Annotated in this window: 21 protein-coding genes; 9 read left to right on the plus strand and 12 right to left on the minus strand. The window is 73.3% G+C overall.

Features of this window, described 5'->3' with window-relative positions:
* Positions 1 to 6: 6 nt before the first annotated feature.
* From ACLQ26_RS11915 to ACLQ26_RS11945, 7 genes are all read right to left on the minus strand, one after another.
* Positions 7 to 1,608 carry an acyl-CoA carboxylase subunit beta gene (locus ACLQ26_RS11915; protein WP_425744471.1) on the minus strand — a complete coding sequence of 534 codons (1,602 nt, stop codon included), beginning with the start codon at positions 1,606 to 1,608 and terminating at the stop codon, positions 7 to 9.
* On the minus strand, positions 1,605 to 2,801 hold the full coding sequence (locus ACLQ26_RS11920; RefSeq protein ID WP_425744472.1) for an acyl-CoA dehydrogenase family protein: 1,197 nt from the start codon (positions 2,799 to 2,801) through the stop codon (positions 1,605 to 1,607). The genes ACLQ26_RS11915 and ACLQ26_RS11920 overlap by 4 nt, the downstream gene beginning before the upstream one ends.
* Positions 2,798 to 4,462 (minus strand): acyclic terpene utilization AtuA family protein, encoded by a 1,665-nt coding sequence (locus ACLQ26_RS11925; RefSeq protein WP_425744473.1) that lies wholly within the window; start codon positions 4,460 to 4,462, stop codon positions 2,798 to 2,800. The genes ACLQ26_RS11920 and ACLQ26_RS11925 overlap by 4 nt, the downstream gene beginning before the upstream one ends.
* Positions 4,459 to 5,256, minus strand: coding sequence for a TIGR03084 family metal-binding protein (locus ACLQ26_RS11930; RefSeq protein WP_425744474.1), 798 nt, complete (start codon positions 5,254 to 5,256; stop codon positions 4,459 to 4,461). Before ACLQ26_RS11930 ends, ACLQ26_RS11925 begins: the two co-directional genes overlap by 4 nt.
* Positions 5,257 to 5,294: 38 nt before the next feature.
* Positions 5,295 to 5,900 carry a TetR/AcrR family transcriptional regulator gene (locus ACLQ26_RS11935; protein WP_425744475.1) on the minus strand — a complete coding sequence of 202 codons (606 nt, stop codon included), beginning with the start codon at positions 5,898 to 5,900 and terminating at the stop codon, positions 5,295 to 5,297.
* Positions 5,901 to 6,253: 353 nt separating this feature from the next.
* A complete protein-coding gene (locus tag ACLQ26_RS11940; RefSeq protein WP_425744476.1) occupies positions 6,254 to 6,997 on the minus strand; it encodes a metallophosphoesterase family protein in 744 nt (247 codons plus the stop codon).
* Between the two features lie 158 nt (positions 6,998 to 7,155).
* Entirely contained in the window at positions 7,156 to 7,833 is a 678-nt protein-coding gene (locus ACLQ26_RS11945) for a Crp/Fnr family transcriptional regulator (RefSeq protein ID WP_007466162.1), read from the minus strand.
* Positions 7,834 to 7,976: 143 nt separating this feature from the next.
* On the opposite strand from ACLQ26_RS11945, the gene ACLQ26_RS11950 reads away from it, so the two are divergent.
* From ACLQ26_RS11950 to ACLQ26_RS11975, 6 genes are all read left to right on the plus strand, one after another.
* Complete coding sequence (locus ACLQ26_RS11950) at positions 7,977 to 8,639, plus strand: adenosylcobinamide amidohydrolase (protein WP_425744477.1); 663 nt, start codon at positions 7,977 to 7,979, stop codon at positions 8,637 to 8,639.
* A 56-nt stretch (positions 8,640 to 8,695) separates the two neighbouring features.
* Positions 8,696 to 9,874, plus strand: coding sequence for a CapA family protein (locus ACLQ26_RS11955; protein ID WP_425744478.1), 1,179 nt, complete (start codon positions 8,696 to 8,698; stop codon positions 9,872 to 9,874).
* Between the two features lie 41 nt (positions 9,875 to 9,915).
* Entirely contained in the window at positions 9,916 to 10,704 is a 789-nt protein-coding gene (gene nth, locus ACLQ26_RS11960) for an endonuclease III (protein ID WP_425744479.1), read from the plus strand.
* A complete protein-coding gene (locus tag ACLQ26_RS11965; protein WP_425744480.1) occupies positions 10,701 to 11,351 on the plus strand; it encodes a TlpA family protein disulfide reductase in 651 nt (216 codons plus the stop codon). Before nth ends, ACLQ26_RS11965 begins: the two co-directional genes overlap by 4 nt.
* Positions 11,348 to 12,040 carry an NUDIX hydrolase gene (locus tag ACLQ26_RS11970; RefSeq protein WP_425744481.1) on the plus strand — a complete coding sequence of 231 codons (693 nt, stop codon included), beginning with the start codon at positions 11,348 to 11,350 and terminating at the stop codon, positions 12,038 to 12,040. Before ACLQ26_RS11965 ends, ACLQ26_RS11970 begins: the two co-directional genes overlap by 4 nt.
* A 64-nt stretch (positions 12,041 to 12,104) precedes the next feature.
* A complete protein-coding gene (locus tag ACLQ26_RS11975; protein WP_425744482.1) occupies positions 12,105 to 13,283 on the plus strand; it encodes a MarP family serine protease in 1,179 nt (392 codons plus the stop codon).
* A gap of 13 nt (positions 13,284 to 13,296) precedes the next feature.
* Here ACLQ26_RS11975 and ACLQ26_RS11980 read toward each other — a convergent pair whose 3' ends face one another.
* From ACLQ26_RS11980 to eccCa, 4 genes are all read right to left on the minus strand, one after another.
* Entirely contained in the window at positions 13,297 to 13,992 is a 696-nt protein-coding gene (locus ACLQ26_RS11980; protein ID WP_425744483.1) for a phosphatase PAP2 family protein, read from the minus strand.
* Positions 13,993 to 14,029: 37 nt separating this feature from the next.
* Entirely contained in the window at positions 14,030 to 14,821 is a 792-nt protein-coding gene (locus ACLQ26_RS11985; protein ID WP_425744484.1) for a phosphatase PAP2 family protein, read from the minus strand.
* An 80-nt stretch (positions 14,822 to 14,901) separates the two neighbouring features.
* A complete protein-coding gene (mycP, locus tag ACLQ26_RS11990) occupies positions 14,902 to 16,233 on the minus strand; it encodes a type VII secretion-associated serine protease mycosin (protein ID WP_425744485.1) in 1,332 nt (443 codons plus the stop codon).
* A 74-nt stretch (positions 16,234 to 16,307) separates the two neighbouring features.
* Positions 16,308 to 20,285: a type VII secretion protein EccCa gene (gene eccCa / locus ACLQ26_RS11995; RefSeq protein WP_425744486.1), complete on the minus strand. Its 3,978-nt coding sequence runs from the start codon at positions 20,283 to 20,285 to the stop codon at positions 16,308 to 16,310.
* 101 nt (positions 20,286 to 20,386) lie between these two features.
* On the opposite strand from eccCa, the gene eccD reads away from it, so the two are divergent.
* On the plus strand, positions 20,387 to 21,790 hold the full coding sequence (gene eccD / locus ACLQ26_RS12000; RefSeq protein ID WP_425744487.1) for a type VII secretion integral membrane protein EccD: 1,404 nt from the start codon (positions 20,387 to 20,389) through the stop codon (positions 21,788 to 21,790).
* Positions 21,791 to 21,821: 31 nt separating this feature from the next.
* Here the strand turns inward: eccD and ACLQ26_RS12005 are convergent, their stop codons facing one another.
* The gene (locus ACLQ26_RS12005) at positions 21,822 to 22,328 is read right to left on the minus strand and encodes an inorganic diphosphatase (protein ID WP_234583300.1); all 507 of its coding nucleotides are present in this window, start codon (positions 22,326 to 22,328) and stop codon (positions 21,822 to 21,824) included.
* A 551-nt stretch (positions 22,329 to 22,879) separates the two neighbouring features.
* Here ACLQ26_RS12005 and dacB point away from each other — a divergent pair.
* On the plus strand, positions 22,880 to 24,352 hold the full coding sequence (gene dacB / locus ACLQ26_RS12010; protein WP_425744804.1) for a D-alanyl-D-alanine carboxypeptidase/D-alanyl-D-alanine endopeptidase: 1,473 nt from the start codon (positions 22,880 to 22,882) through the stop codon (positions 24,350 to 24,352).
* A 93-nt stretch (positions 24,353 to 24,445) separates the two neighbouring features.
* On the plus strand, positions 24,446 to 25,519 hold the full coding sequence (locus tag ACLQ26_RS12015) for a zinc-dependent metalloprotease (RefSeq protein WP_425744488.1): 1,074 nt from the start codon (positions 24,446 to 24,448) through the stop codon (positions 25,517 to 25,519).
* Positions 25,520 to 25,524: the final 5 nt, after the last annotated feature.

A 25,524-nucleotide genomic window follows, 5' to 3' on the forward strand; every position in this document is an offset into this window, starting at 1 on the left:
CTCTCTCTACATCCGGAAGACGCCGAAGCCGTCGGCGCCCCGCACCGGTCCGCTGTGGATCGCCGAGAGGCAGAGCCCGAGGACCGTACGCGTGTCCCGGGGGTCGATCACCCCGTCGTCGTAGAGCCGGCCGGAGAGGAAGAGCGCGCCGGACTGCGACTCGATCTGCTGCTCGACCATCATCCGCATCGCCGCGTCGGAGTCCTCGTCAAAGGAGCGCCCCCGGGCGGCAGCCGCCTGCCGGGCCACGATCGACAGCACCCCGGCCAGCTGCGCCGGGCCCATCACCGCCGACTTCGCGTTCGGCCAGGTGAACAGGAACCTCGGCTCGTACGCCCGGCCGCACATGCCGTAGTTGCCGGCCCCGTACGAGGCGCCCAGGTTGACCGTCAGGTGCGGCACCGTCGAGTTGGACACCGCGTTGATCATCAGGGCGCCGTGCTTGATGATGCCGCGCTGCTCGTACTCTGTGCCGACCATGTAGCCGGTGGTGTTCTGCAGGAAGACCAACGTGGTGTCGGACGCGTTCGCGAGCTGGATGAACTGGGCCGCCTTCTGCGCCTCCGCGCTGAACAGCACCCCCCGGGCGTTGGCCAGCACCCCCACCGGGTACCCGTGCAGCTCGCCCCAGCCGGTGACCAGCGCGTCCCCGTACGCCGGCTTGAACTCGTCGAAGTCGCTGCCGTCCAGGATCCGGGCCAGCACCTCCCGGGGGTCGAACGGCACCTTCAGATCGGAGCTGACGATGCCGAGCAGCTCCTCCGGGTCGTACTTCGGTGGCTGCGGCACGGCCGTACGCGGCGGCGGACCCTGCTTGCGCCAGTTCAGCCGGCGTACGCACTGCCGGGCCAGCCGGATGCCGTCCCGCTCGTCGACGGCCAGGTAGTCGGCGAGCCCCGACGTGCCGGCGTGCATCGCCGCGCCGCCCAGCGACTCGTCGTCGGTGACCTCGCCTGTCGCCATCTTCACCAGCGGCGGCCCGGCCAGGTAGACCTGCGACCGGTCCCGGATCATGATCACGTGGTCGGACATTCCCGGCACGTACGCGCCACCGGCCGTGGCGTTGCCGAAGACCACGCTGACCGTGGGGATGCCCGCCGCCGAGAGCCGGGTCAGGTCACGGAACACCCGACCGCCCGGAATGAAGATCTCCGCCTGGGTCGGCAGGTCCGCCCCGGCCGACTCGACCAGGTTGATCATCGGCAGCCGGTTGGCAAGGGCGATCTCGCCGGCCCGCCGGGTCTTCGCGAGGGACCACGGGTTGACCGCGCCGCCGCGTACCGTCGGGTCGTTGGCGACGATGAGGCACTCCACGCCCTCGACCACCCCGATGCCGGTGACCACGCTGGCCCCCACCGGGAAGTCCGTGCCGTACGCCGCTACCGGCGACAACTCCAGGAACGGGCTGTCGGCGTCCACCAGCAGCTCGATCCGCTCCCGGGGGAGCAGCTTGCCGCGCTTGTGGTGCCGGGCCACGTACTTCTCGCCGCCGCCCGCGCGCGCCTGGTCCAGTGCGGCGTCCAACTCGGCCAGCCGTTCGAGCAGCGCCGCCCGGTTCGCCACGAAGCCGGGCGCGGACGGATCGACAGTGGTGTCCAGAGCGCTCACAGGCCCATGCCCTTCGCGATGATCTCGTTCATGATCTCGGTGGTGCCGCCGCCGATGCCGAGGATCCGGGCATCGCGGTAGTGCCGCTCCACCTCGGCGTCACGCAGACAGCCGAAGCCGCCATGCAGTTGCAGCGCCTGGTCGACGACCTGGTCGCAGGCCGCAACCGCCACGTTCTTGGCCATCGCCACCTCGGTCACCACCGGCTCGCCCGCGGCCACCCGGGCGGCCACCGCGTGCACGTACGACCGGGCCGCCTCGGCGCGGGTGTGCATCTCGGCCAGCCGGTGCCGGACCACCTGCCGGCTGGCAAGCGGACGCCCGAAGGTCTCCCGGTCCCGGCACCAGCGCACCGCCAGCTCGACGCAGCGCTGCGCGGTCGCGTACGCCTGGGTCGCCAGCGACAGTCGCTCGGCGGCGAAATGCTGCATGATCGCCAGGAAGCCCGTGTTCTCCGCGCCGATCCGGTTGGCGACCGGCACCCGCACGTCCGCGAAGGACAGCTCGGCGGTGTCCGAGCAGTGCCAACCCAACTTCTCCAACCGCCGTCCCACTGTGAACCCGGGCGACCCCTTGTCGACGACCAGCAGGGTGAGTTCGCCACTGCCGGGGAAGTCGGTGCACACCGCAGTGGTCACGAAGTCGGCCCGGTGTCCGCTGGTGATGTACGTCTTCGACCCGTTCACCACGTAGTGGTCGCCGTCGCGGCGGGCTGTGGTGCGGATGCCTGCCACGTCGGAGCCGCCGTCCGGCTCGGTGATCGCCAGCGCGCCGATCATCGTGCCGGCGAGGGTGGGCCGGACGTACCGCTCGATGAGGCCGTCATCGGCGGGCGACGGGGTGCTGCCGAGCCGGCCGCCCAGCGACCCGCCGGTGCGGGCACCGGCCGCGGCGACCATGTGCGGCAGCGCGATGCCGTGCGTGAACAGGGCCGCGACCAGGCCGGACGAACCGCCGGAGCGGATCACCTCCTCGGTCACGATGATCGTGTCGAGCAGATCGCCGCCGCTGCCGCCGACCGACTCGGGAAAGCCGATGCCGAGCAGGCCGAGCTTCGCGGCGGTCGCGTGCAGGGCACGGGGGACCTCACCGGCGCGCTCCCAGTCGTCCAGGTGCGGCAGCACCTCCCGGGTCACGAAGGCCCGCGTCAGCTCGCGTAGCTGCCGGCGCTCCGGAGTGTCCACGATGCTCATGGCGCGATCACGGCCGGTAGGTCGACGATCCGGGCGCGCAGCAGCTCGCCGAGGGCCTTGGCCTGCGGATCGAATCGGGTGGACGCGGCCACCCCGGCCCCGAGCAGGCCCTCGATCACGAAGTTGACCGCGCGCAGGTTCGGCAGCTCGTAGCGCCGCACCGACAGCGACGCCGTCTCCGGCAGCAGCTCGGCCAGCCGCTCGACCGTCAACCAGGCGCGCAGCCACGCGTACCCGGCCTCCGACCGCGCCCAGACACCGAGGTTGGCGTCCCCGCCCTTGTCGCCCGAGCGCGCGCCGACCAGTTCGCCGAGCGGGCCGCGCCGGGTCGGACCCTCGGCCGGCGGGCCGCCGCCCGGGGCAGGCTCGTCCCGCGGGGTGGTGCCCGTCCGGATCGGCGGGGGAATCGGCACCCGCTCGCCGCCGGGCAGCACCGCGACGTGCGCCACCGCATTCTGCGGCACCGCGTCGGCGGTGAAGACGCCGTACGGTGTCGCGTCGCCCGGGAGGGTGGTCAGCGTGCAGCCCGGGTACGAGGCCAGTGCCAGCTCCACCGCGGCGGCCGAGAACGCCCGCCCGGCCCGCACCCGGTCGCTGTCGCGCAGGTGTACGTGCAGCAGAGCGCTGGCCGCCTCGGTGTCGGCGGCGTCCGGATGGTCGGTACGGGCGAGCGTGAACTCCAGTCCGTCCTTGCCCACCGCCTCCTCGATCTGCCCGCGCACCAGTGCCGCCTTCGCCTCGATGTCCAGCCCGCAGAGGACGAACGTCATCGAGTTCCGGAAGCCTCCGAGATTGTTGACGCCCACCTTCAGCGTCGACGGCGGCGGTGTCCCCCGGACGCCGGAGATCCGGACCCGGTCCGGTCCGTCGGGACGCAGCGTCACCGAGTCCAGCCGGGTCACCACGTCCGGCCCCAGATACGCCGGCCCGCCGATCTCGTAGAGCAGCTGGGCGGTGACGGTCTCCACGGTGACCGCGCCACCGGTACCCGGATGCTTGGTGAGCACGGATGAGCCGTCGGCGTGCACCTCGGCGACCGGGAATCCCGGGCGGTGCCCGCCGTCGGGCAGTTCGGTGAAGAAGCTGAAGTTGCCGCCGCTGACCTGCGCGCCGCACTCCAGGAGGTGCCCGGCGACGCTCGCACCGGCGAGCTCGTCGAGGTCGTCGCGCCCCCACCCGTACCGGGCGATGGCCGGGCCGACCACAAGCGACGCGTCGGTGACCCGGCCGGTGACCACCACGTCCGCACCGGCGTCGAGGCAGGCGGCGATCCCGAACGCGCCCAGGTAGGCGTTCGCGGTGAGCGCGTCGGGTGATTGGAGCGCGTCGCCTTCGACGTACCCCACCTGCGCCGACAGGCCCAGACGGCCGGCGAGCGCCTCGATGGCGGCGGCCAGGCCGGCCGGGTTCAACCCGCCGGCGTTTGTCACGATCCGCACCCCCCGGTCGAGGGCGGTGCCCAGACACGTCTCCAGTTGGCGCAGGAACGTCTTCGCGTAGCCGAGGTCGGGGTCGCGCAGCCGGTCCCGACCGAGGATCAGCATGGTCAGCTCGGCCAGGTAGTCACCGGTCAGCACGTCCAGCTCGCCGCCGTCGAGCATCTCCCGCCAGGCGGTGAACCGATCGCCGTAGAAGCCGGAGGCGTTGCCGATGCGGATCACGCCGGAACTCCGCCCCGACCGGCAGGTTCGCGCCCGCTGCCCGGCGGGCCGGCGAACGCCTGCGCCACGTCGAGCCACTCGTCGGCGACGGGGCCGGTGGCCAGCAGGGCGAGGTCCGCGCGATGCCGGCGGCGGGTGACGAGCAGACAGAAGTCCAGGAGGGGACCGGTCAGGCGATCGGCGGCGTCCGCCGGACCCCAGCTCCACGTCTCCCCGCCAGGTCCGGTCAGTTCGACCCGGACCGGCGCCGTCGGCGCCGGCCGGCCGTGGGCGGCGAAACCGTGCCCGAGAGTACGCACACCGAGGTGCGCCACGTGCCGGAGGCGATCGGTGGCAGGGCGGACGACGCCGAGCGCGTCGGCCACGTCCTCACCGTGCGCCCAGGTCTCCATGATCCGGGCGGTCGCCATCGAGGTGGCCGACATCCGCGTGCCGTACCAGGGCAGCTTCTCCCCGGGCGGGACCGCGACGAGCGCGTCGTTGAGCGCCGCCCGTCCGGCCCGCCAGCGAGCGAGCAGGTCGACGGGTGGGGCGAGGAATGCCTCGGCACCGGCGTCGACCATCCGGGTCGGGTCCGGTGCGGCCGTCACCGTCGCGTAGAACGCCTCGGCGTCGGTGGCGGCCAGCAGCGCCACGTGATCGGTCCAGGCGAGGTGGGCGATCTGGTGCCCGATGCTCCAGCCCGCCGCCGGTGTCTCGCGGGCCCAGTCGGCCGCCGGCAGCGGCGTCACCAATGCGTCCAGGCCGGCGGACTCGTCGGCCAGATCCGTGAGCAGGTCACTGAGGTCGACCATGGTGCCTCCGATCGGTGCTGGGCCGATGTGGCCGGGGGTCAGGGCGTGAGCAGGGTGGCGAGCTGGCGTTTCCAGGTGCCGAGCAGGGCCGCACGGCGGGCCGAGTCGTCGCTGAGCAGGTTGGCCACCCCGAGCCCGCGCAGCAGGTCGAGAGTGGCCTGCACGGCCTCGCGTACGCCGGGACGACGCTCGTCGACACCGAGCAGGGCAACGGTGAGTCGGTGCATCTCCCGGCCGACAGTCGCCTCCAGCGGCACCAGGGCGTCACGAAGCTCCCGGTCGGTGCGGGCGGCCACCCACAGTTCGAGCGCGGCAACGAACAGCGGCCCGGTGAAAGCCACCCCGAGCAGGTCGATCACCCGATCCAGCCGCTGCGGGCCGGCCGGCAACGCCTCGGCCTCGGTGCGCAGCTCGTTGGCCCGGCGCTCGGCCAGATGGGCCACCGCGGCCGTCACCAGCGCGGCCTTCGTGGGGTAGTGGTGCAGCTGCGCGCCTCGCGAGACACCGGCCCGTGCCGCGACGACAGTGGTCGTGGTGCCGGACCAGCCATGCTCGATGAGGCAGTCGACTGTCGCCTCCAGCAGTCGGGCCTGGGTGGCGCGACTGCGCTCCTGCTGGGGAACGCGGGTCGATGCGGCGGACACGGCAACAGCCTGCGGCCTCCGAAACAAACAGTCAAGACTGACTTTTTAGAGATGTCGTCGCCCGTCCGGGGCGGCGTGAGCCCGAGAGCCCGGCGAGCAGTGCGGCTCAAGGGTCGGGTGCGGTGTGTCCAGTCCCTTTGGAGCTGATGCCGTTGAGGACATCAGCCGTTCGCCCGGCCGTCTCCGAGGTCCTTGCCGACCGTGTTCGCCGATAACGCCAAGCGAATCAGCTCCAAAGGGCCCGGCAACCATGCTCCGCGCCGTCGCTTCAGCGATTGGCGTCAAGCGGGGAGGCGGTGGCTCGCAGCGATTCCGGCCGCCCTTCAGCGGCCGCCCTTCAGCGGCCGTCCGGTTCAGCGGCCGTCGCGGGGGCCGAAGACGGCAAGCGCGTCGGCGTCGCTGTGCCGGGAGCGCAGGTACTCGTCGGCCCAGGCGGCGGCGTCGGGGTAGGTCGACTCCGCCGCCACCCGGGCACAGGCCGCGTCCACGTCGAAGGCGGTGCGACGCAGTTGTACGCCCGGCCCGAGCAGCGCCCACCACGCGCCCGCACCCCCGTACGGCATGCCGATGCTGCCCGGGTTGACCACCAGGCGTCGGTCGACCAACCGGGTGAAGGGCATGTGGGTGTGGCCGCAGACCACGGTCGTGACCTCGGCCGGGAGGCCCGCGAACACCTCCGCCCAGCGTGCCATCCGGGAGTCGACGAGCACCAACTCCTCGTCGTCGCGGGGTGTCGCGTGGCAGAACAGCGTCGGGCCGAGGCCGTCGATCTCCAACGTCACGGTCGCCGGCAGCGCGGCGAGCCGGGCCACCTGATCGTCGCGGAGCTGCCCGGCCGCCCAGTTCGACACCTCGATCGACGCCGACTTGCCGGCCCGCGCCTCAACCAGCTCCCGTTCGCAGTTGCCGCCCACCCAGCAGACGCGCTCACCCAGCTCGGCGAGCAGATCCAGCACCTCGACCGGCTGCGGTCCCGTCGCGATGTCACCGGTCAGCACGATCAGATCGGCGGCGGCGACGTCCGGTTCCGCCAGGACGGCCTCCAGCGCGGGCAGTACGCCATGGATGTCGGAGAGGACGGCAACGCGGTTCGGCATTGCCCCACCCTCACCGCGGCGGGACGCGAACACCAGCGATTCTGCGCGCGGCAGACGAAACGCCGGGCAGACGGGAACGCCGGGCAGACGGGAACGCCGGGCAGACGAAACGTCCCCGCCTACCGTCGGTGACGGCAGGCGGGGACGGGACGTACCACTCAGACGCGGGCGCGGCGGGCGAGGCGCTCCGGGTCCAGGATGATGATGCTCTTGCCGTCCAGCCGCAGCCAACCGCGCGAGGCGAAGTCGGCAAGCGCCTTGTTGACCGTCTCCCGGGAGGCGCCGACGAGCTGGGCGATCTCCTCCTGCGTGAGGTCGTGGGTCACGCGCAGCACGCCGCCGTCGCGCGTGCCGAACCGGCCGGCCATCTGGAGCAGGTTCTTCGCGACCCGGCCCGGCACGTCCGTGAAGATCAGATCGGCGAGCGAATCGTTGGTCCGGCGCAGCCGGCGGGCGAGCACCCGGAGCAGCTGTTCGGCGATCTCCGGGCGGTTGTTGAGCCACGGCCGCAGCGCCTGCTTGCGCAGCCGCACCAGCCGGGTGTCGGTCACCGCGGTGGCGGTCGCCGTACGCGGACCCGGGTCGAAGAGCGACAGCTCACCGACCATGTCCGACGGCCCCATCACCGCGATCAGGTTCTGCCGGCCGTCCGCCGCCCGACGGCCGACCTTGATCTTCCCGGACAGCAGGATATAGAGGCTGTCACCGGGCTCGCCCTCATTGAAGACGATCTCGCCCTTTCGGACCTCGATCGTCTCCATCTCCTTGGCGAGCGCCTCGGCAGCTTCCGGGTCGACACCCTGGAAGATCCCGCTGCGGGCCAGTACCTCATCCATCGCGCACCTCCGGTTGCGCGTGCCGTCCGTCGGCCGGGGCCGCCGTCCGCTGATCCCCTCGCGCGCCGCCAAGTCTAGGCGCACGTGAGCACGAATCAGAGGTCGCCCCTGGAATCTTGATCGGTGGGCGTAACCTGCCCGACGTGCTGAGGGACCCGACTCTGACCAGCCGCGCCGAGGACGGGCGGCACATTCCGCTGCTCGTCTGGCGGGCCGACGGGCCCCTACGGGCGGTCAGCAGCGGCCCGCTTGGCGGTGGCGTCGGCGTCCGGCACTGGGTGCTGAACGCGACCGTGTCGATGTCGTACGACCGGGACGACCCCGCCGTCCACCTGACCGCGCTCGCCGCGGGCCTGGCCCTCGACGGGCCCGGGGTGGGCCTGCTGACCGGCGTCGACGTGACCGAGGTGGTCGCCCGGACCGACACCGGGGTGCGGGCCTGGGCGACGGTCGGGCTCGGCACGCCGGTGCCCGCCGCCGCACCGGAGACGGCGGCGCTCACCCAGCGGGTGGGCACGGTCAACATCGTGGTGTACGTGCCGGCCCGACTCTCCGACTCGGCGCTTGTCAACGCCGTCGCCACCGCCACCGAGGCGAAGACCCAGGCGATCGCCGAGCTGGGGTTGCCGGGCACCGGCACCCCCACCGACGCGGTCACCGTGCTCTGCCCGGTGGACGGGCCGGAGGCCGCGTACGGCGGGCCGCGCTCCACCTGGGGCGCCCCGCTGGCCCGAGCCGTCCACGCCGCCGTGCGCGCGGGCGGCGACCAGCCGGTCGTGCCCTGGTCAGACCGGCTGACCGGCTGAAGTTCCGACCGATCGGCCCTCGTCGGCGCGTTGAGGGGCCGGTAGGGTCGCGGACGATGTACGCTTCCGCCCCCCTCGCGTCCCGCCCGTTCCGCCGCGTCGCCCTCGGCCTCGCGGCGCTGCTGGCCGCCCTGCTCGTCGCCGGCTGTGCCGACAGCGGGGAGGACCCCGTGTGGCAGCCCGGCGCCGGTGGTGGTGGCACCGGAGCGCCGGTGACCACGTCCGGCCCGAAGGCCAGCGCGGGCGCCTCGGCCTCCGGCGGGGGCGGCGCCATCTCGCTCTCCGCCACCGGCGACATCATCATGGGCAACGCACCGAGCCGGCTGCCCGCCGCCGGCGGCAAGGGCTTCTTCGACTCGGTCACGCAGGCGCTCAAGGCCGACCTGGTCATGGGCAACCTGGAGGAGCCCCTGACGGTGGACACCGGCGCCGGCAAGTGCGGGGCCAACTCCACCCGATGCTTCCAGTTCCGGGCCCCGCCGGAGTACGCCGCGCACCTGCGCGACGCCGGCTTCAAGGTGCTCAACCAGGCCAACAACCACGGCTACGACTACGGGCCGAAGGGCTACACGAACACCCAGAAGGCGCTGGAGAAGTACGACCTGGAGCACACCGGCGCCCCGGACGAGATCACCGTGGTCGACGTCAAGGGCGTCAAGGTCGCCGTGGTGGGCTTCTCGTCGTACGTCTGGTCCAACAGCCTGGTCGACATCGCCGAGGCGAAGACCGTGGTCGCCAAGGCCGCCACGATGGCCGACCTGGTCGTGGTGCAGGTGCACATGGGTGGCGAGGGAGCGGACAAGACCCGGGTGAAGCCCGGCACCGAGATGTTCCTGGGCGAGAACCGGGGCGACCCGGTGAAGTTCTCGCACGCCATGATCGACGCCGGGGCCGACCTGATCGTCGGGCACGGCCCGCACGTGCTGCGGGGGATGGAGTTCTACCAGGGGCGCCTGATCGCGTACAGCCTGGGCAACTTCGCCGGCGGCGGCAACTCGCTGAGCAACACCGGGCGGCTGGGCTGGGGCGGTGTGCTGAAGGTGTCGCTCAAGCCCGACGGGAGCTGGGCCGGCGGCTCGTTCACCTCGACGTACATGAACTCCGCCGGCAAGCCGACGATGGACCCGGACGACCGCGGCCTGGGCCTGGTCACCGAGCTGAGCCGCGCCGACTTTTCGAAGAGTGGCGCCCGGCTCGACGGGCAGGGAAAGATCACCGCGCCGACGGCCGGTTGACCCGCGGAGGAACGTCCGCGCCGCGACGTAGGCTGACCGTCGTGACCAGTAGCCCTCCCGGTGCCAGCGAGACCGACCTCGGGCGCACACGCCGTGCCCGCAGGATCGGCCGGGTGCTGGCCGAGACGCACCCCGACGCGCACTGTGAGCTGGACCACTCCAATGCTCTGGAGCTGGCCGTCGCCACCATCCTCTCGGCGCAGTGCACCGACAAGAAGGTCAACGAGGTCACCCCGAAGCTCTTCGCCCGCTATCCGACCGCCGCCGCGTACGCCGGGGCCGACCGGGGCGAGATGGAGGAGCTGATCCGGCCCACAGGCTTCTACCGCAACAAGACCGACTCGCTGCTCAAGCTCGGACAGGCCCTCCTCGACCGGTACGACGGCAGGGTTCCCGGCCGGCTCGTCGACCTGGTGACGCTCCCCGGGATCGGCCGCAAGACCGCAAACGTGATCCTCGGCAACGCCTTCGACGTCCCCGGCATCACAGTCGACACGCACTTCCAACGGCTGGTCCACCGCTGGCAGCTGACCACCGAGACCGACGCGGTCAAGATCGAGCACGCGGTCGGCGCGCTGTACCCGAAGCGCGACTGGACCATGCTGTCGCACCGGATCATCTTCCACGGCCGACGGGTCTGCCACGCCCGCAAGCCCGCCTGCGGGGCGTGCACGCTCGCGAAGCTCTGCCCCTCGTACGGCACCGGCCCGACCGAGCCGGCCGTCGCCGCCAAGCTGCTCAAGGGCCCTCGGGCACGTGACCTGGCGGTGGCCGCAGGCGTCGACCCGGACCTGGTGCCCGCCCAGGCGATCGCCGCGGAGGTGCCATGAACCGGCGTCTGGCCCTCGTGATCCTGCCGCTGCTGCTGGCCCTCACCGGCTGCACCAGCGGCACGGCCGACGACGACCCGGCCCCCCGTCCGGCCGCCGCCGAACGACCATCGCCCTTCCGGGACTGCTCCACACTCAGCACAGCGCCCACTGCCACGTCGCCCGGCTCCGGCGCGGCGACCCCCACGCCTACCACCCCCGTCACACCCGGCCCCGCCGGCGGTCAGGCGCTGCCGGAGCTGACGCTGTCCTGCTTCACCGGCGGCGCCCCCGTCGCGCTGCGGGACGTGGCCGGGCCAGCGGTGATCAACGTGTGGGCCTCCTGGTGCGGGCCGTGCCGCAAGGAACTGCCCGCCTTCCAGCGGCTCAGCGAACGCGCCGCCGGGCGACTCCAGGTGGTCGGGGTCAACACCCGGGACAGCCGGGGTGGCGCCCAGTCCATCGGCGAGGACTTCGGCGTACGGTTCCCGATCCTCGTCGACCAGGGCGACGCGCTGCAACGGGAACTGAAGCGCAACGCCTTCCCGCTGACCCTCTTCGTCGCCGCCGACGGTCAGGTCCGGCACATCGACGCCACCGGGGCGCTCGACGACGCCCAGCTCGCCAAGCTGGTCCGCCAGCACCTCGGCCTGGCGGTGTCGGCGTGACCCGCCGGCCGCCCGAGTGGATCGGGCCGCTGCTGACCCGGCTGGGCACCGCACGCGCCGAGGACTTCACCCGCCTCACCACTCCCGCCGAGGGTGGCCGGGAGAGCGCCGTGCTGGTGCTGCTCGGTGAGCAGCCCGACGTGGGCCCGGACGTGCTGGTCCTGCAACGGGCCGCCACCCTGCGCAACCACGCCGGCCAGCCCGCCTTCCCCGGTGGCGCCGCCGACCCGGAGGACGCCGACGTCCGCGCGACCGCGCTCCGCGAGGCGAACGAGGAAGTCGGCCTCGACCCGGCAAGCGTGACAGTGCTGGCCGAGCTGCCGAAGTTGTGGATTCCGGTGAGCGACTTCGTGGTCACCCCGGTGCTGGCCTGGTGGCACGATCCGCACCCGGTGCACCCCCGCGAGCCCGCCGAGGTGGCGCACGTGGCGCGACTACCGGTCCGCGAGCTGGTCGACCCGGCCAACCGGCTGCGGGTCCGCCACCCCAGTGGGTGGGTGGGGCCGGCGTTCTCGGCGCGCGGCATGCTCGTCTGGGGCTTCACCGCCGGGGTGCTGGCGACCCTGCTGGAGATGGGTGGCTGGGCACGCCCGTGGTCGCCCGGCCGGCTGGTCGAGCTGCCGCCCACGGGGGCCACTCCCGCGCCGTCGGCAGGCACCGAAGAGGTCGACGAGACCGTCGTACGCTGACCACGCGGTCACCTTCCGCAAGCGATGGTCATCCGGTGGGCGCGCTGCCCGTACGCTGGACCCCGTGTCCGTCGTGGATCTCGTCCTGCTGCTGCTCATGCTCGTGTTCGCGATCAGCGGATACCGCCAGGGTTTCGTCATCGGCATCACGTCGCTGACCGGCTTCTTCCTGGGACTGCTGCTCGGCCTGCAACTCGGGCCGCTGTTCGCCAGGCAGTTCGTGGACGCCGGCACCCGGGTGCTGATCTCACTCGTGGCGATCTTCGGGTTGGCCGTGATCGGGCAGGCGCTGGCCGGTTGGCTCGGCTCGCACCTCCGCAAGACGATCACCAGCGACGTCGGTAGGCGGATCGACGACATCGGCGGGGCGTTCGTCTCGCTGTTCGCGGTGCTCCTGCTGGCCTGGCTGGTCGCCGTACCGCTCGGATCGTCGTCGGTGCCCTGGCTCGCCGCCGCCGTACGCAACAGTGCGCTGATCACCGTGGTGAACGGGGTGCTGCCCGAGGAGGCGCAACGGCTCTCCACCGCTCTGGAGGACACCGTCGACACCGACGGCTTCCCGGACGTCTTCGGTGGTCTCGCGCCCACCCGGGCCCGGCAGGTCGAGCCGCCCGACCCGGCTTTGGCCGGCTCGCAGGTGGTCGTCAACGGTAAGCGGTCGGTGGTCAAGGTGCTCGGGTCCGCACCCAGCTGCTCGCGCCGTATCGAGGGCTCCGGCTTCGTGTACGCCGACGACCGGGTCATGACCAACGCGCACGTGGTCGCGGGCACCCGCTCGGTGTCGGTGGAGCTGGACGGCGAGCGGTACGACGGTGAGGTGGTGGTCTACGACCCCAACCGCGACCTGGCGGTGCTGCTCGTCCCTGGGCTGCCCGGCCCGTCGCTGCGGTTCGCCGCCGGCAACGCGGGCAGCGGCTCGGACGCCATCGTGCTCGGCTTCCCACTGGACGGCCCGTACAACGCGCAGTCGGCGCGGGTCCGCGACGTGGATCGGATCAACGGCCCGGACATCTATTCCTCGTCGAAGGTGACCCGGGAGATCTACACCATTCGTGCCCTGGTGCGCAGCGGCAACTCGGGCGGGCCTTTGCTCTCCGCCAACGGCCTGGTGCTCGGCGTGATCTTCGCGGCGGCGGCGGACGATCCCAACACCGGGTTCGCGGTGACGGCCGCCGAGGCCCGCCCGGTGGCGCTGGCCGGCGCCGAACGCAACCGGGCCGTCGCCACCGGCGAGTGCACCTGAACGTCGCGCCGGATCAGGTCCGGGCCGGCGCGACGATTGGCAGCTTCGCCCGGCCCCAGCGCAGCCCCCGGTCCAGGACCGCCCGCGCCATGATCGCGACGCAGGTGCCACCGTTGAGGAAGGACGCCGCCACGTCGCTCGGGTGGTGCATCCCCCGGTACATGCGGGTCAGCGCCACACCCAACGGCACCATCAGCAGCAGCGTCCACCAGGTCACCTTCGCTCCGGTGCTGCGCGCCCGCAGAGCCATCAGCACGGCGATACCGACGTAGAGCGCCACCGCCGCCGAGGTATGCCCGGACGGGAAACTCGACGTGGGCGGTGACGTGTCCATGTGCTCCACCGCCGGCCGCTGCCTGTCGATCACCATCGTGGTCAGCAGGAAGACCAGCGCCTGGGCGGTCACCGCCGCGCACAGGAACAGGGGCTCCCGCCAGCGCTTCAGCCAGAGCCGCAACGCCAGCGCCACCAGCACGGTGACCACGACGATCATCTGGGTGCTGGCCAGCGTGCTGAACACCAGCGAGACGTTGTTCCAGCCGCCGGTGCGGTCACCGGCGAACTCCCGGTTCACCGCGTCCTCGACGGTGAACGGCCAGGTTCGGGCGAGCACCCGGGTGACAAGCACTCCGAGCAGCACCATGACGCCGAACAGGAGGGACACCGGCAGGAGCACCCGCCGGACGATCTGGACCACGGTGTCGGGCATGAGCCCGCCAGTACCCGTTCGGCGTCGTCGGCACGCCTCAGGTCGCGTCCGGGTGCCGCTCGACCTCCGGCGCGACACCGTCGCGGGCCGGCCGGACCGCCCGGAGACCGGTGTGCGCCCGCCAACTGGTGAACGCCGCGGTGGTCGCCGCGACCACCGCCACGCCGAGCAGCCAACCGCCGAGCACATCGCTCGTGAAGTGCACACCGAGCGCGACCCTGCTCAGCCCGGTCACCACGGTGACCAGCAGCGCGGCGACCCAGAGCGCGACCCGGGAGGCCCAGCGCCCGACGTACGGCAGGAACACCAGCAGCAGCACCCCGGCGGCCAGGGTGGCGTTCAGCGCGTGCCCGGAGGGGAACGAGTAGCCGGCGGCCCGCGCCACCGGGTCGAGCAGTTCCGGCCGGTCCCGGCCGACGAGCAACTTGAGCAGTGGACCCATCAACCCACCGACCACCATGGTGGTGGTCACCCAGAGGGCCAGCCGGCGAGCCTGGCGGCGCAGCAGCCAGATCACCACGAGCAGGGCCACGACCCGCAGCGGCATCGGCGCGAAAACCGCGGTCCAGACGTGCATCAGCGTGACCCAGGCCGGATGGTCCACCGCGTGGTCGTGCAGCGCGTCGGTGATCGCCGTGTCCAGCTGGTGCAGCGGCGCCCACGCCCCGAGCACCAGCAGCGCGAGCAGGGCGAACGGCACCAGCACCAGGAACGCCGCCGTCGCCGCCAGGGTCAGCCGCAGGCCCAACGAGTGGTCCGGGTCGAGGCGGCGACGCCGCCAGGACGGGTGCCGGGTGGTGTCGAGGGTACGTGCGGCGGGCGTGCTCATGCGGACGTTTCTACCCCACCCGCCGGGCAATCAGGCATGCCGTCGGCGCTGGCGCGGTGGCGCGGTCGTCCCGGCCGTGTTCAGGGAGTGCGCTGGCGGAACCGACGCACCAGCAACCCCGCGCCGGTCACCAGGGCGGCGAAGAGCGCAACCCCGGTCCACAGGTGCTCCGGCGCCGACTCGTCCGGTACGCCCGCCGCCCGGGCCGTCCACCCCGTCTGCTGTCGCGGAGCGGTGAAACCGAGCGGGTCCCCGCCAGCGCCGCTGACCGGGTCGTTGTCGCCCGAACCCGGGGCCGGACCGAAGCCGACCACGCCCGGCGAGGTCAGATCGTCAAGCGGATTGACGGTGACCGGGGGAACGTCCGCGGTCAGTGCCGCCACCGGGTCGACCACCCCGTACCCGAAACGGTCGTCCCGGCCGGTCGGACCGATGTCACGGGCGGTGGCCAGCAGCCGGTTGACCACCTCGCCGGCGGGCATGTCCGGGTAGCGGGACCGAACCAGCGCGGCGGTGGCGGCCACCAACGGTGCCGCGAAGCTGGTGCCCTGCACCCGCCAGTACCCGTCGGACGGGCGGGCGCCGACCAGGCCGGTCGCGGGGGCGGTGAGCACTGTCGCCCGGCCGGTGATCGACCCGGACCACAGGTTGTCGCTGCTGCGCTCCAGCCCGGCGACCGCGATCACGCCCGGCTCGCGGGCCGGGTACCAGACCTTGGAGTCGGGCGACGTGGCCAGGTTGCCGGTGCAGGCGATGACCACCACGTCCCGGGCGAACGCGTAGTCCAGAGCCGCGGCCAGGGCCGGGCTGTCACCGCTGCCGCCCAACGACAGGTTGATCACCCGGGCGCCGTTGTCGACAGCCCAGCGGACGCCCTTCGCGACGATCAGGGCGTCGTCGTACTTGTTGCGCTCGTCCAGCACGCGGACCGGAAGGATCCGGGAATCCGGCGCCAGGCCGACCACGCCCCGCTTGTCGTCGTTGCGCCCGGCGATCAGGCCGGCGACAGTGGTGCCGTGACCGACCGGATCCGGGCCGGCGCCGCCGGCGGGCCCGACCAGGTCGAGGCCGGGCAGCACCTGACCGGCCAGGTCGGGATGGTTGGCGTCCACACCGGAGTCGATCACCGCGACCGTCACGCCCCGGCCGGTCGAGCTGCGCCAGGCGGTGTCGGCCCGCAACTCGTCGAGCTGCCACTGCTCGTCACGGACCTGGTCGGTGCGGGCGACGCTGTCACCGGGGGCGAACGCCGTCGGTGCGCCGGCGAGTTGGCCGCCGCTGCTGGGCGCGGCGACGGGTGCGGCGGTAGGAACCGCGACGGCGAGCATCGCCGACACACCGAGCAGCGCCCGGCCGGCCCGTCGGGCCACTGCCGGTCCGCTGTGCCGAACCCCTGTCACATCCTCAGCCATTCATCCCGACGGAACCATGACGATCGGAGATTACCGGTTTCCCCACCCGTCACGGGAGGAACCACGGAGACAGGTCACGGTGGCGGCAGGTGTGCGAGCTGAACGAGGCGTACGCCCTCCCGTCGGGTGACCAGTCGACCACGGCCCGCCGGCAGCGGACCGGGTCGCACCGGACCGACGAGCGCGCCCTCCTCGGGGCTGCCCGCCATCACCAGCCCGGAGGTGGAGAGCTCCCGCAGCCGCTGCACGACCGGCTCGTACTGGGACCGCCCCGCGCCCCCGGAACGGCGGGCCAGCACCAGGTGCAGTCCGACGTCGCGGGCGTGCGGCAGATGCTCCTCCAGCGCCCGCAACGGGTTCGCCGGGCCCGCCGCCACCAGGTCGTAGTCGTCGACGAGCACGAACAGCTCCGGCCCCGACCACCAGGAGCGGTCCCGCAACTGCTGCGGCGTGACCTCCGGCCCGGGGGCCCGCCGCTCCAGGTAGCCGGCGGCCGACTCGACCAGGTCGGCCGTGTGCGCGGCGGCGGTGCCGTACCCGATGAGGTGCGGCGTCTCGATGGCACCGAGCAGGCTGCGCCGATAGTCCACCAGGATCACCCGGGCCTCCTCCGGCGTGAACCGGGTGGTGATCGAGGTGGCCAACGCCCGCAGGAACGTCGACTTGCCGCACTCCGCGTCCCCGAAGACCACGAAGTGCGGCTCGCTCGCGAAGTCGAGCAACACCGGCCGCAGGTCCGCCTCGGCGATCCCGATCGGCAGCCGCAGCCCGGTCGTCGCCGCGAGATCCAGATCGGCGTACGGCAGCACCGGCGGGAGGAGCCGGACGCGGGGCGCCACCGGCCCGGCCCAGCTGTCGGCGATCCGTTTGACGAGGTCGGCGGTGCCCGCGTTCGGGGTGGCGAGCTGCGGAAGCGCGGTGAGGAAGTGCAGGCTCTCCGCCGTCACCCCCCGGCCGGGGCGCTCCGGCACGTTCGCCGCCGCCCGCCGGGCCACCAGGGAGTCGGACGGGTCGCCGAGGCGCAACTCCAGTCGGGAGCCGAACAGGTCTCGGATCGCCGGGCGGAAATCCAGCCAGCGCAGCGCCGTGGCGACCACGTGCAGCCCGTACGACAGGCCCCGGGTGGCCAGGTCGGTGATCAGTGGTTCCAGGTCGTCGTACTCGCCGCGGACGGTGCTCCAGCCGTCGATCACCAGGAAGACGTCGCCGAACGGGTCGGCGCCCGGCTGGCTGGTCGTTCCCGCCGCCGCACGGCGCTGCCGGTACGCGGCCATCGACTCCACGCCCAGCTCGGCGAAGCGGCGCTCCCGCTCGGCCAGCAGTGTCGTCATCTCGCCGACCGTGCGCCGCACAGCTGTCGGATCGGCGCGGCCGGCCACCCCGCCCACGTGCGGCAGATCGCGCACCGCCGCGAGGCCACCGCCGCCGAAGTCGAGACAGTAGACCTGCGCCTCGGCCGGGGTGTGGGTGAGCGCCAGCGCGCAGATCAGCGTGCGCAGCGCCGTGGACTTGCCGCTCTGCGGCGCACCGACCACCGCGACGTGCCCGGCCGCGCCGTCCAGGGTCAGCCAGAGCAGGTCCCGGCGCTGCTCCAACGGCCGGTCCACCACGGCCACCGGCACACCCAGCGCGCCGTGCAGCTCGGGGTTGCCCACTGTGAGCCCGCGCGTTGGGTCCACCTCGACCGGGCCGAACAGCTCGTCCAGGGCAGGCGGCTCACCGAGCGGCGGAAGCCACACCTGGTGGGCGGGCGGGCCCTGCCCGACGAGCCGGTCGACCAGCAGGTCGAGCAGGGTCTCCCTGTTGCTCTCGTCCTCGGCGACCATTGGCAGCGCCGGGGTGGCCGGCTCGGGTAGCGGCACGGCATGGGTGGTGAACGTGAGCAGGCGAGCGCCGCCGCCGGTCGCGGCGCCCACCGTCGCGGCCCGGCGGCGCACCGCGCCGGAGACGTACGCGGCCTTGAACCGGGCCAGCGGATCGGTGCCGGCGCGCAGGTAGCCGTGGCCCGGCGAGCGGGGCAGCTCGTGCGCGTCGGGCACACCGAGCACCGTCCGCGACTCCAGCGCGGAGAAGGTGCGCAACCCGATCCGGTACGACAGGTGGGTGTCGAGCCCGCGCAGCCGGCCCTCCTCCAGGCGCTGGCTGGCGAGCAGCAGGTGCACGCCGAGCGACCGGCCCAGCCTGCCGATCTGCACGAACAGGTCGATGAAGTCGGGCTTCGCGGAGAGCAGTTCGGAGAATTCGTCGCAGATCAGCAGCAGCGACGGCAGCGGGGCGAGTGGGCTGCCAGCCGCGCGGGCCCGCTCGTAGTCGCGCACGCTGGCGAAGTTGCCGGCGCGGCGCAGCAGCTCCTGCCGGCGGACCAGCTCCCCGTTTATCGCGTCGACCATCCGGTCCACGAGGGGCAGGGCATCGGCCAGGTTGGTGATCACGGCCGCGGTGTGCGGCAGACGGTCGAACGGCGCGAAGGTGGCCCCGCCCTTGAAATCGACCAGGACGAAGTTGAGCTGCTCGGAGCTGTGCGTCGCCGCCAACCCCAGCACCAGCGTGCGCAGCAGCTCGGACTTGCCGGAGCCGGTGGCCCCGATGAGCAGGCCGTGCGGGCCCATCCCGTCCTGGGCGGACTCCTTGAGGTCCAGCTCGATGGCCCCACCGTCGACACCCACCCCGATGGGCACCCGCAGCCGGTCCCGGGCCGAGCGTGGCGCCCAGCCCTGCTCGGCGGTGAAGCTCTCCGGGTCGCCGAGGCCGAGCAGCTCCGGCAGGCCCAGCTCGACCTGGAGTGGGGCGTCCGGGCCACGGGCCGCGCCGGCCAGCCGCAGCGGCGCCAACCGCCGGGCGACCGCCTCGGCGTCGGCGAGGTCGAGGTGGTCGGCGGTGCCGACCTCCGCGTGCCCCTCAGCCGACCACGAGTGCAGCCGCCGGCCGCGCAGCTCCAACAGCAGCGCGTACCGGTCGAGCACGCGGGGCGGCGGGGTGTCCAGGTCCAGCACGGTGACCGCGTCGATACCGCCGTCACCTGTCAGGTCGGAGGCGCCGGTCAGGTCACCGCCGTCGAGGACCACCACCACGTGCGGGCCGTCGGTGGCCGGTCCGGCCGGGCTGAACCGGGACCGGCTGGCCAGCACGTCACCGAGCAGCCGTTCCAGCTCCGCGGCCGACGAGGTCACCAGCCGCACCGGCCCGAGCGCGTCCGTGCGGGAGGGGTGGTGCGCGTGGGGGAGCCACTTCACCCACTCCCACTCGGCACGGCGTTCCGGGCCGGCGCAGACCGCGATCAGCAGCTCGTCGGGGGCGTGGAACACGGCCAGCTGGGTCAGCACGGCCCGGGCCAGGGCCTGGGCGGCCTGGTCGCCGGTGGACGGCCCACCGGTGGTCGGGCCGCCGCCGGTGGCGGCCCGCACGTGCACGCGGGCGAAACTGCGCAGCGACAGGGCGACGGGCAGCTCCGGCACCACGGAGTACGCGTCGAGGAAGCGGCGCAGCGCGCCGGCGGTCATCGGCTCCAGCTCCTCCAACGGTCGGGTGACCGGGCCGACGAGCGGGGTGGCCAGGGTCTGCGGCCCGACGGCGACGCGTACCACAGCGAAGTCCGGGTCCTCGGGACGGCGTTCCCAGACCCGGCGACTGTCCACCGTCGACCACAGCCGACCCGGGTCGGGGTGTCGGTAGTAGAGCCCGGCCCGCTGCTGGCCGGCCGTCTGCCGGACCCGGCGGCGCAGCGTGGCCAGGTGGCGCAGGTACTCCCGGCGGGCCGCCATCATCTCCGACTTCTTCGGTGTGCCCGACGCACTGCCCCACGAGGTGACGAGCATGGCCAGCGACGAGAGCCCGAACATCCCGCCCACCACGTACGAGTACGCGCCGCCGCCCCGTCCGAACATCATCGCCATCGCCACCGTGCCGCCGAGCATGGGCAGCACCATCAGCACCTGCTGCCACCGGCCGCCGGCCACGGCGGGGATCTCCGGCGGCGCCTCGACGGGCAGCTCGCCGACGGGGATCTCCGGCGCTGGCCGGCGCGGCGGGCGCTTGATGACGACTGTGGACACTCGGCCTCCTGACAGCGCTGGGTAACCCGAGCCTGGCTCATCGTAGGTAAAGTCCTGTCGTCCGCGCAGCCTCCGATCCCCCTCGATATGGAGATCACTCGATGACAACCGGGCTGGCCCGCGTCACCATCAGCGCGCCGCAACGGCGGGTCGACGTCGCACTGCCGGAGCAGGTGCCCCTGGCCGAGTTGCTGCCCGACGTGCTGCGCCACGCAGGCGAGGGCCTGGCCGACGACGGCGAGCGGCACGGCGGGTGGGTGCTGCGTCGTACCGACGGGGCGCTGTTGGCGACGGCGCAGGCGCTGCTGCCGCAGGGGGTCCGCGACGGTGAGGTGCTGCATCTGGTGCCGGCCCACGCCCACTGGCCCGAGCTGGAGTACGACGACGTGGTGGAGGCGATCGCCGACGGCGCCCGCCGACGGGGTGGGGCCTGGTCCTCCGCCGCCACCCGGGCCGCCGGTCTGGCCGGTGCCGCCGTGCCGCTCGCCGTCGGGCTGCTCGCCCTGCTCGCCGGGGGTCCGACGCTACACAACGGCTGGTTCGCGGCGGCGGTGGTGGCGTTGCTGCTCACCGTGGCCGGTGCGGTCGCCTCCCGCGCCAACGGCGACGGCGCCGCCGGGGCGACGCTCGGCGGCTACGCCCTGCCGTACGCCTTCGTGGCCGGTGCCCTGGCGGTCGGCTCAGGCGATCCGGTCGGGCCGTTCGGGCCGGTGCGCTGGGTCGGCGCGCCCGAGCTGCTGACCGGCTCGGTGACGCTGCTGCTGGTGGCGCTGCTCGGGCTGCTCGGGGTGGCCAGCCGACTGCGGGTCTTCGTGGCCGGCGTCACGGTCGGCCTGCTCGGTGCCGGCGCGGCGCTCGGCGCGCTGCTGTTGACCCCGGCGGGCACGGCGGCGGTGCTGCTCAGCGCGCTTGTCTTCGCCCTCGGTGCGATCCCGCTACTGGCCATCCGGTTGGGCAAGCTGCCGCTGCCGCCGATCACCCTGCCGGCCACCGCGTCCGGCACCGAGCCGGAACGCCCCCGGGACCTGCCGGACCGGGGTCGGGTGCACGCGGCCGTCACCCGCACCGAGGAGGTGCTGACCGGGATGCTGCTCGGGCACGCCGTGCTGGCGGTGGGCGCGGCTGTCGTCCTCGGGGTGGCCGGTGGGACGGCCGGCGCTGTGCTGGTGGCGGTGGTGTCGGCCGTGCTGCTGCTGCGGTCGCGACTGTTCGTGGCTCTGCGACACCGGGTGCCGACGGTGCTCGCCGGGCTGGTCGGCTACGCGGTGCTGGGCGCGGTGCTCATCGACCGGGCCGACGACACCGGCCGGCTGGCGCTGGTCCTCGGTGGGGCGGCGCTGGGCCTGGTGACCGTGGCCGCCGGCACCGGGTACGCCAGGCGAGCGGTGTCGCCGTACCTCGGTAGGGTCGCGGACCTCACCGACACGGCCCTGGTGGTCGCCGTGGTGCCTGTCGCCTGCGCGGTGCTCGACCTGTACGACAGGGCCCGGGGGCTGCTCGGTTGAGCGGCTCCCGGGCCCGGCCGGTGAACGTTCGTCAGTGGGCGGACTCGCCGCGCGCCTCGGCGTCGCGCGCCCGCTGGTAGGAGGCCCGGATCTCGGCCTCCGCCTCGGTGCGGCCGACCCAGGTCGCGCCCTCGACCGACTTGCCGGGCTCCAGGTCCTTGTACACCTCGAAGAAGTGCTGGATCTCCAGGCGGTCGAACTCGCCCAGGTGGTGGATGTCGCGCAGGTGCTCCTGGCGGGGGTCCTCGTAGGGCACGCAGAGGACCTTGTCGTCGCCGCCCTTCTCGTCCGTCATCCGGAACATGCCGATGGTCCGGCAGCGGATGAGGCAACCCGGGAAGGTCGGCTCCGGGACCAGCACCAGCGCGTCCAACGGGTCGCCGTCCTCGCCCAGCGTCTCCTCGATGAACCCGTAGTCGGCCGGGTACTGGGTGGACGTGAACAGGGTGCGGTCCAGCCGGATCCGGCCGGTCTTGTGGTCCACCTCGTACTTGTTCCGGTGACCCTTGGGGATCTCAACCGTCACGTCGAAATCCATCTGCACGCTCCCTCGTCTGCCCACGCTGGCTAACGGAACCACTGGCGGCCCTCCGGACAGGTGAATGCCCACCCGCCGACTCCGGCCGCCGCATAGTCTTCGGACCGAAGTAGTGTCACCCAAGCCGATTTTCGCTGGGGGAGGAGGGGGTCGTGGGGAGGGAAGATTCACACTACCGCCCGGACGGGGGCACCGCGCGTGGTACCGGACGATCCGGCTCCGGCGGCGCCACCGGACGGGTCCCGGTGCCCGACGCCCACCTTCCCCGGCCACCCGAGGAGTCGGTTCCCGAGCGGCCCCCGCCGCTGCCGTGGCGCTCGTCGGAGGCGACTTCAGCCGGGTCGAACAGCGGTCGTTTCCCGGTCCTCGGCGCAGACCGTCCTGCCGGCGCCCCGCCCGGCACCGCACACCCGACCAGTCCCACCCCGACCGGCCAAGCCCCGGTCGGAGCCGCTCCGACCAGCCCGGCCCGGGGTGGCACGCCGTCCGGCGACGGCCCGACTGTCCGCTTTCCGACCGGCGTACCCCCGCTGGGCCCGCCGATCTCCGCGCTGCCGTCGCCGGCCGCCGAACCGCCCTCCGCGCCGCCGACCCCGCCCCGCCGCCGAGGGCGGCTGGTGGCAGTGCTGGCCGTGGTGGTGCTGCTGGTGCTGACCGGTGTCGGCGTCGTGGTGACCCGACCGGGCCCGGTCGCCGCCTGGTTCGGCGAGGACGCCGCGTCCACGCCGACCGCGGGCGCCCCCGCCGCGGAACCCGACCCGGCGGACGTGCTGGACGGGCCCGACCCGAACGCCCCGCTGCCCGCGCCCGACGGGGTGCGAGCCGCGCTGGACCCGCTTGTCGGTGTGCCCGCCCTGGGCGACCGGGTGAACGTCTCGGTGGCCGACGTGAGCACCGGTCAGACGCTGTTCGCCAAGGGGGCGGACGACGGGACGGTGCCCGCCTCGGTGACCAAGCTGGCGACCGCGGTGACCGTGCTGGCCGCCCGTGGCCCCGGGTACCGGATCCCCACCCGGGCGGTGGCCGGCACCAACCCCGGCGAGGTGGTGATCGTCGGTGGCGGCGACCCCACGCTCGCGGTGGACAAGAAGGGCTACTACCCCGGCGCGGCTCGCCTGGACGACCTGGCCGCGCAGGTGCGTACCGCGCTCGGCGGCACCGCCCCGACCACCGTCACCGTCGACGGGACGATCTACTCCGGCCCCGTGTACGGCCCCGGCTGGGACGACGACATCCCGACCGGCGGCTACGGCGGCGCGGTGACCGCGCTGATGATTGACGGCGCACGTAAGAACCCGAAGGCCGAGGCCGGCGGCGCCGAGCGGGTCGCCGAGCCGGACCTCGCCGCGGGCCGGTCGTTCGCCCGGCTGCTCGGCGTACCGGCCAGCGCCGTCAAGCGGGGCACGGCACCCGCGCTGGCGACCGCCGCCGGCGGCACGCCGCCTCCCGGTACTGAGCTGGGCGCGGTGCAGTCACCGCCGATGATCCGGCTGGTCGACATCATGATCAGCGAGAGTGACAACCTGTTGGCCGAGGCGCTGGCCCGCCAGGTGGCGCTGGCCCGGAGCCAGAAGGCCTCGTTCGACGGCGCCGCCGCCGCGATGGACGCCGAGGTGGCAGAGCTGGGCCTCCCCGCCGACGAGATCACCCTCTCCGACGGCAGCGGGCTGTCGCGTCTCAACCGGATCAGCCCGTCCCTGCTCACCGACCTGATCCGGCTGGCCGCGAGCCCGGACCACCCGGAGCTGGCCGGCGTCTTCGGCGGCCTGCCCGTGGGCGGCTGGTCGGGCACGCTTGGCGAGCGTTACCGAGGTGCCCCGGGCACCGCCGCGGGGGCGGGCGCGGTCCGGGCCAAGACCGGCACGCTGACCGGGGTGCACGCCATCGCGGGCCTGGTGACCACGGCCGACGGGCGGCTGCTCACGTTCGCGGTGCTCACCGACAAGGTGCCCGGTGGGACGGACACCGCCCAACCGGCGCTGGACCGCATCGCGGCCGCGCTGGCCGGCTGCGGGTGCCGCTGACGGCCGTCGAGGCGGAGGGCTCCGGCCCGCGACCGACGTCGATCGCCGACGCGAGCCCGGGCCGGGGTGTCGCGACGCGGGTACGGTGGGTCCATGGCGCAGTTCGTGGACTGGGATCTGGCCGCCGCCACCGCGGGGGCGTTGAGCAAGTCGGGCCCCCGGGTGTCGTACTCCGAGGCCACCGACGTGGTCGGCGACCTGCGTCGGCTCACCGACGAGGCGGCCGGGCACGTGGCCGACTACACGGGGCTGCGGGCGCAGGTGGCGCACCCGCCGGTGCGGGTCGTCGACCGCCGGGACTGGGCGGCCACCAACATCGCCGGCCTGCGTGAGGTGATCACCCCGCTGGTGAGTCGGCTGTCCGGCGACAAGCAGCCCGGCGCGCTCACCGAGGCGATCGGGTCCCGGCTGACCGGCGTGCAGGCCGGCACCGTGCTGGCCTACCTCTCCGGCCGGGTGCTCGGCCAGTACGAGGTCTTCTCCGCCGACCCGGGCCAACTGCTGCTGGTGGCGCCGAACATCGTCGAGGTGGAGCGCAAGCTCGGCGCCGATCCCCGGGACTTCCGGCTGTGGGTCTGCCTGCACGAGGTCACCCACCTGACCCAGTTCACCGCCGTGCCGTGGATGCGGGCCTATTTCCTCGGCGAGGTGCAGGCGTTCGTGGACGCCTCGTCCAGCGGGAGCGAGCATCTCGTCGAGCGGCTGCGGCGCGGGGTGGCAACGCTGTCCGAGGCGGTCCGTGACCCGGAGAGCCGCACCAGCGTGCTGGACATCGTGCAGACCCCGGCCCAGCGTGCGGTGCTCGACCGGCTCACCGCGCTGATGACCCTGCTGGAGGGGCACGCCGAGTTCGTGATGGACGGCGTCGGCCCGCAGGTGATCCCGAGCGTCGAGCGGATCCGGGCGTCGTTCAACAGGCGCCGTGAGGCGGGCAACCCGCTGGAGAAGGCGATCCGCCGGCTGCTCGGAGTGGACGTCAAGATGCGCCAGTACGCCGAGGGCCGCAAGTTCGTGCACGGTGTGGTCGAACGGGTCGGCATGGACGGCTTCAACTCGATCTTCAAGTCGCCGCTCACTCTGCCCCGGCTCAGCGAGTTGGGCGACCCGGACGCCTGGGTGGAGCGGGTGCACGGCCCGGCCGGCACCGTACCGCCGGCCGCCGGCTGATCACC

It is taken from the genome of Micromonospora sp. DT43 (assembly GCF_049841645.1).
GTDB lineage: Bacteria > Actinomycetota > Actinomycetes > Mycobacteriales > Micromonosporaceae > Micromonospora.

Bases quoted from the DNA above. Each gene is read 5' to 3' on its own strand.
- ACLQ26_RS11945 (WP_007466162.1), bottom strand. From the start codon at position 7,833: ATGGATGAGGTACTGGCCCGCAGCGGGATCTTCCAGGGTGTCGACCCG.
- ACLQ26_RS12005 (WP_234583300.1), bottom strand. From the start codon at position 22,328: ATGGATTTCGACGTGACGGTTGAGATCCCCAAGGGTCACCGGAACAAG.
- ACLQ26_RS11940 (WP_425744476.1), bottom strand. From the start codon at position 6,997: ATGCCGAACCGCGTTGCCGTCCTCTCCGACATCCATGGCGTACTGCCC.
- ACLQ26_RS11920 (WP_425744472.1), bottom strand. From the start codon at position 2,801: ATGAGCATCGTGGACACTCCGGAGCGCCGGCAGCTACGCGAGCTGACG.
- mycP (WP_425744485.1), bottom strand. From the start codon at position 16,233: ATGGCTGAGGATGTGACAGGGGTTCGGCACAGCGGACCGGCAGTGGCC.
- ACLQ26_RS12015 (WP_425744488.1), top strand. From the start codon at position 24,446: ATGGCGCAGTTCGTGGACTGGGATCTGGCCGCCGCCACCGCGGGGGCG.
- ACLQ26_RS11930 (WP_425744474.1), bottom strand. From the start codon at position 5,256: ATGGTCGACCTCAGTGACCTGCTCACGGATCTGGCCGACGAGTCCGCC.
- ACLQ26_RS11985 (WP_425744484.1), bottom strand. From the start codon at position 14,821: ATGAGCACGCCCGCCGCACGTACCCTCGACACCACCCGGCACCCGTCC.
- ACLQ26_RS11965 (WP_425744480.1), top strand. From the start codon at position 10,701: ATGAACCGGCGTCTGGCCCTCGTGATCCTGCCGCTGCTGCTGGCCCTC.
- ACLQ26_RS11980 (WP_425744483.1), bottom strand. From the start codon at position 13,992: ATGCCCGACACCGTGGTCCAGATCGTCCGGCGGGTGCTCCTGCCGGTG.
- ACLQ26_RS11955 (WP_425744478.1), top strand. From the start codon at position 8,696: ATGTACGCTTCCGCCCCCCTCGCGTCCCGCCCGTTCCGCCGCGTCGCC.
- eccD (WP_425744487.1), top strand. From the start codon at position 20,387: ATGACAACCGGGCTGGCCCGCGTCACCATCAGCGCGCCGCAACGGCGG.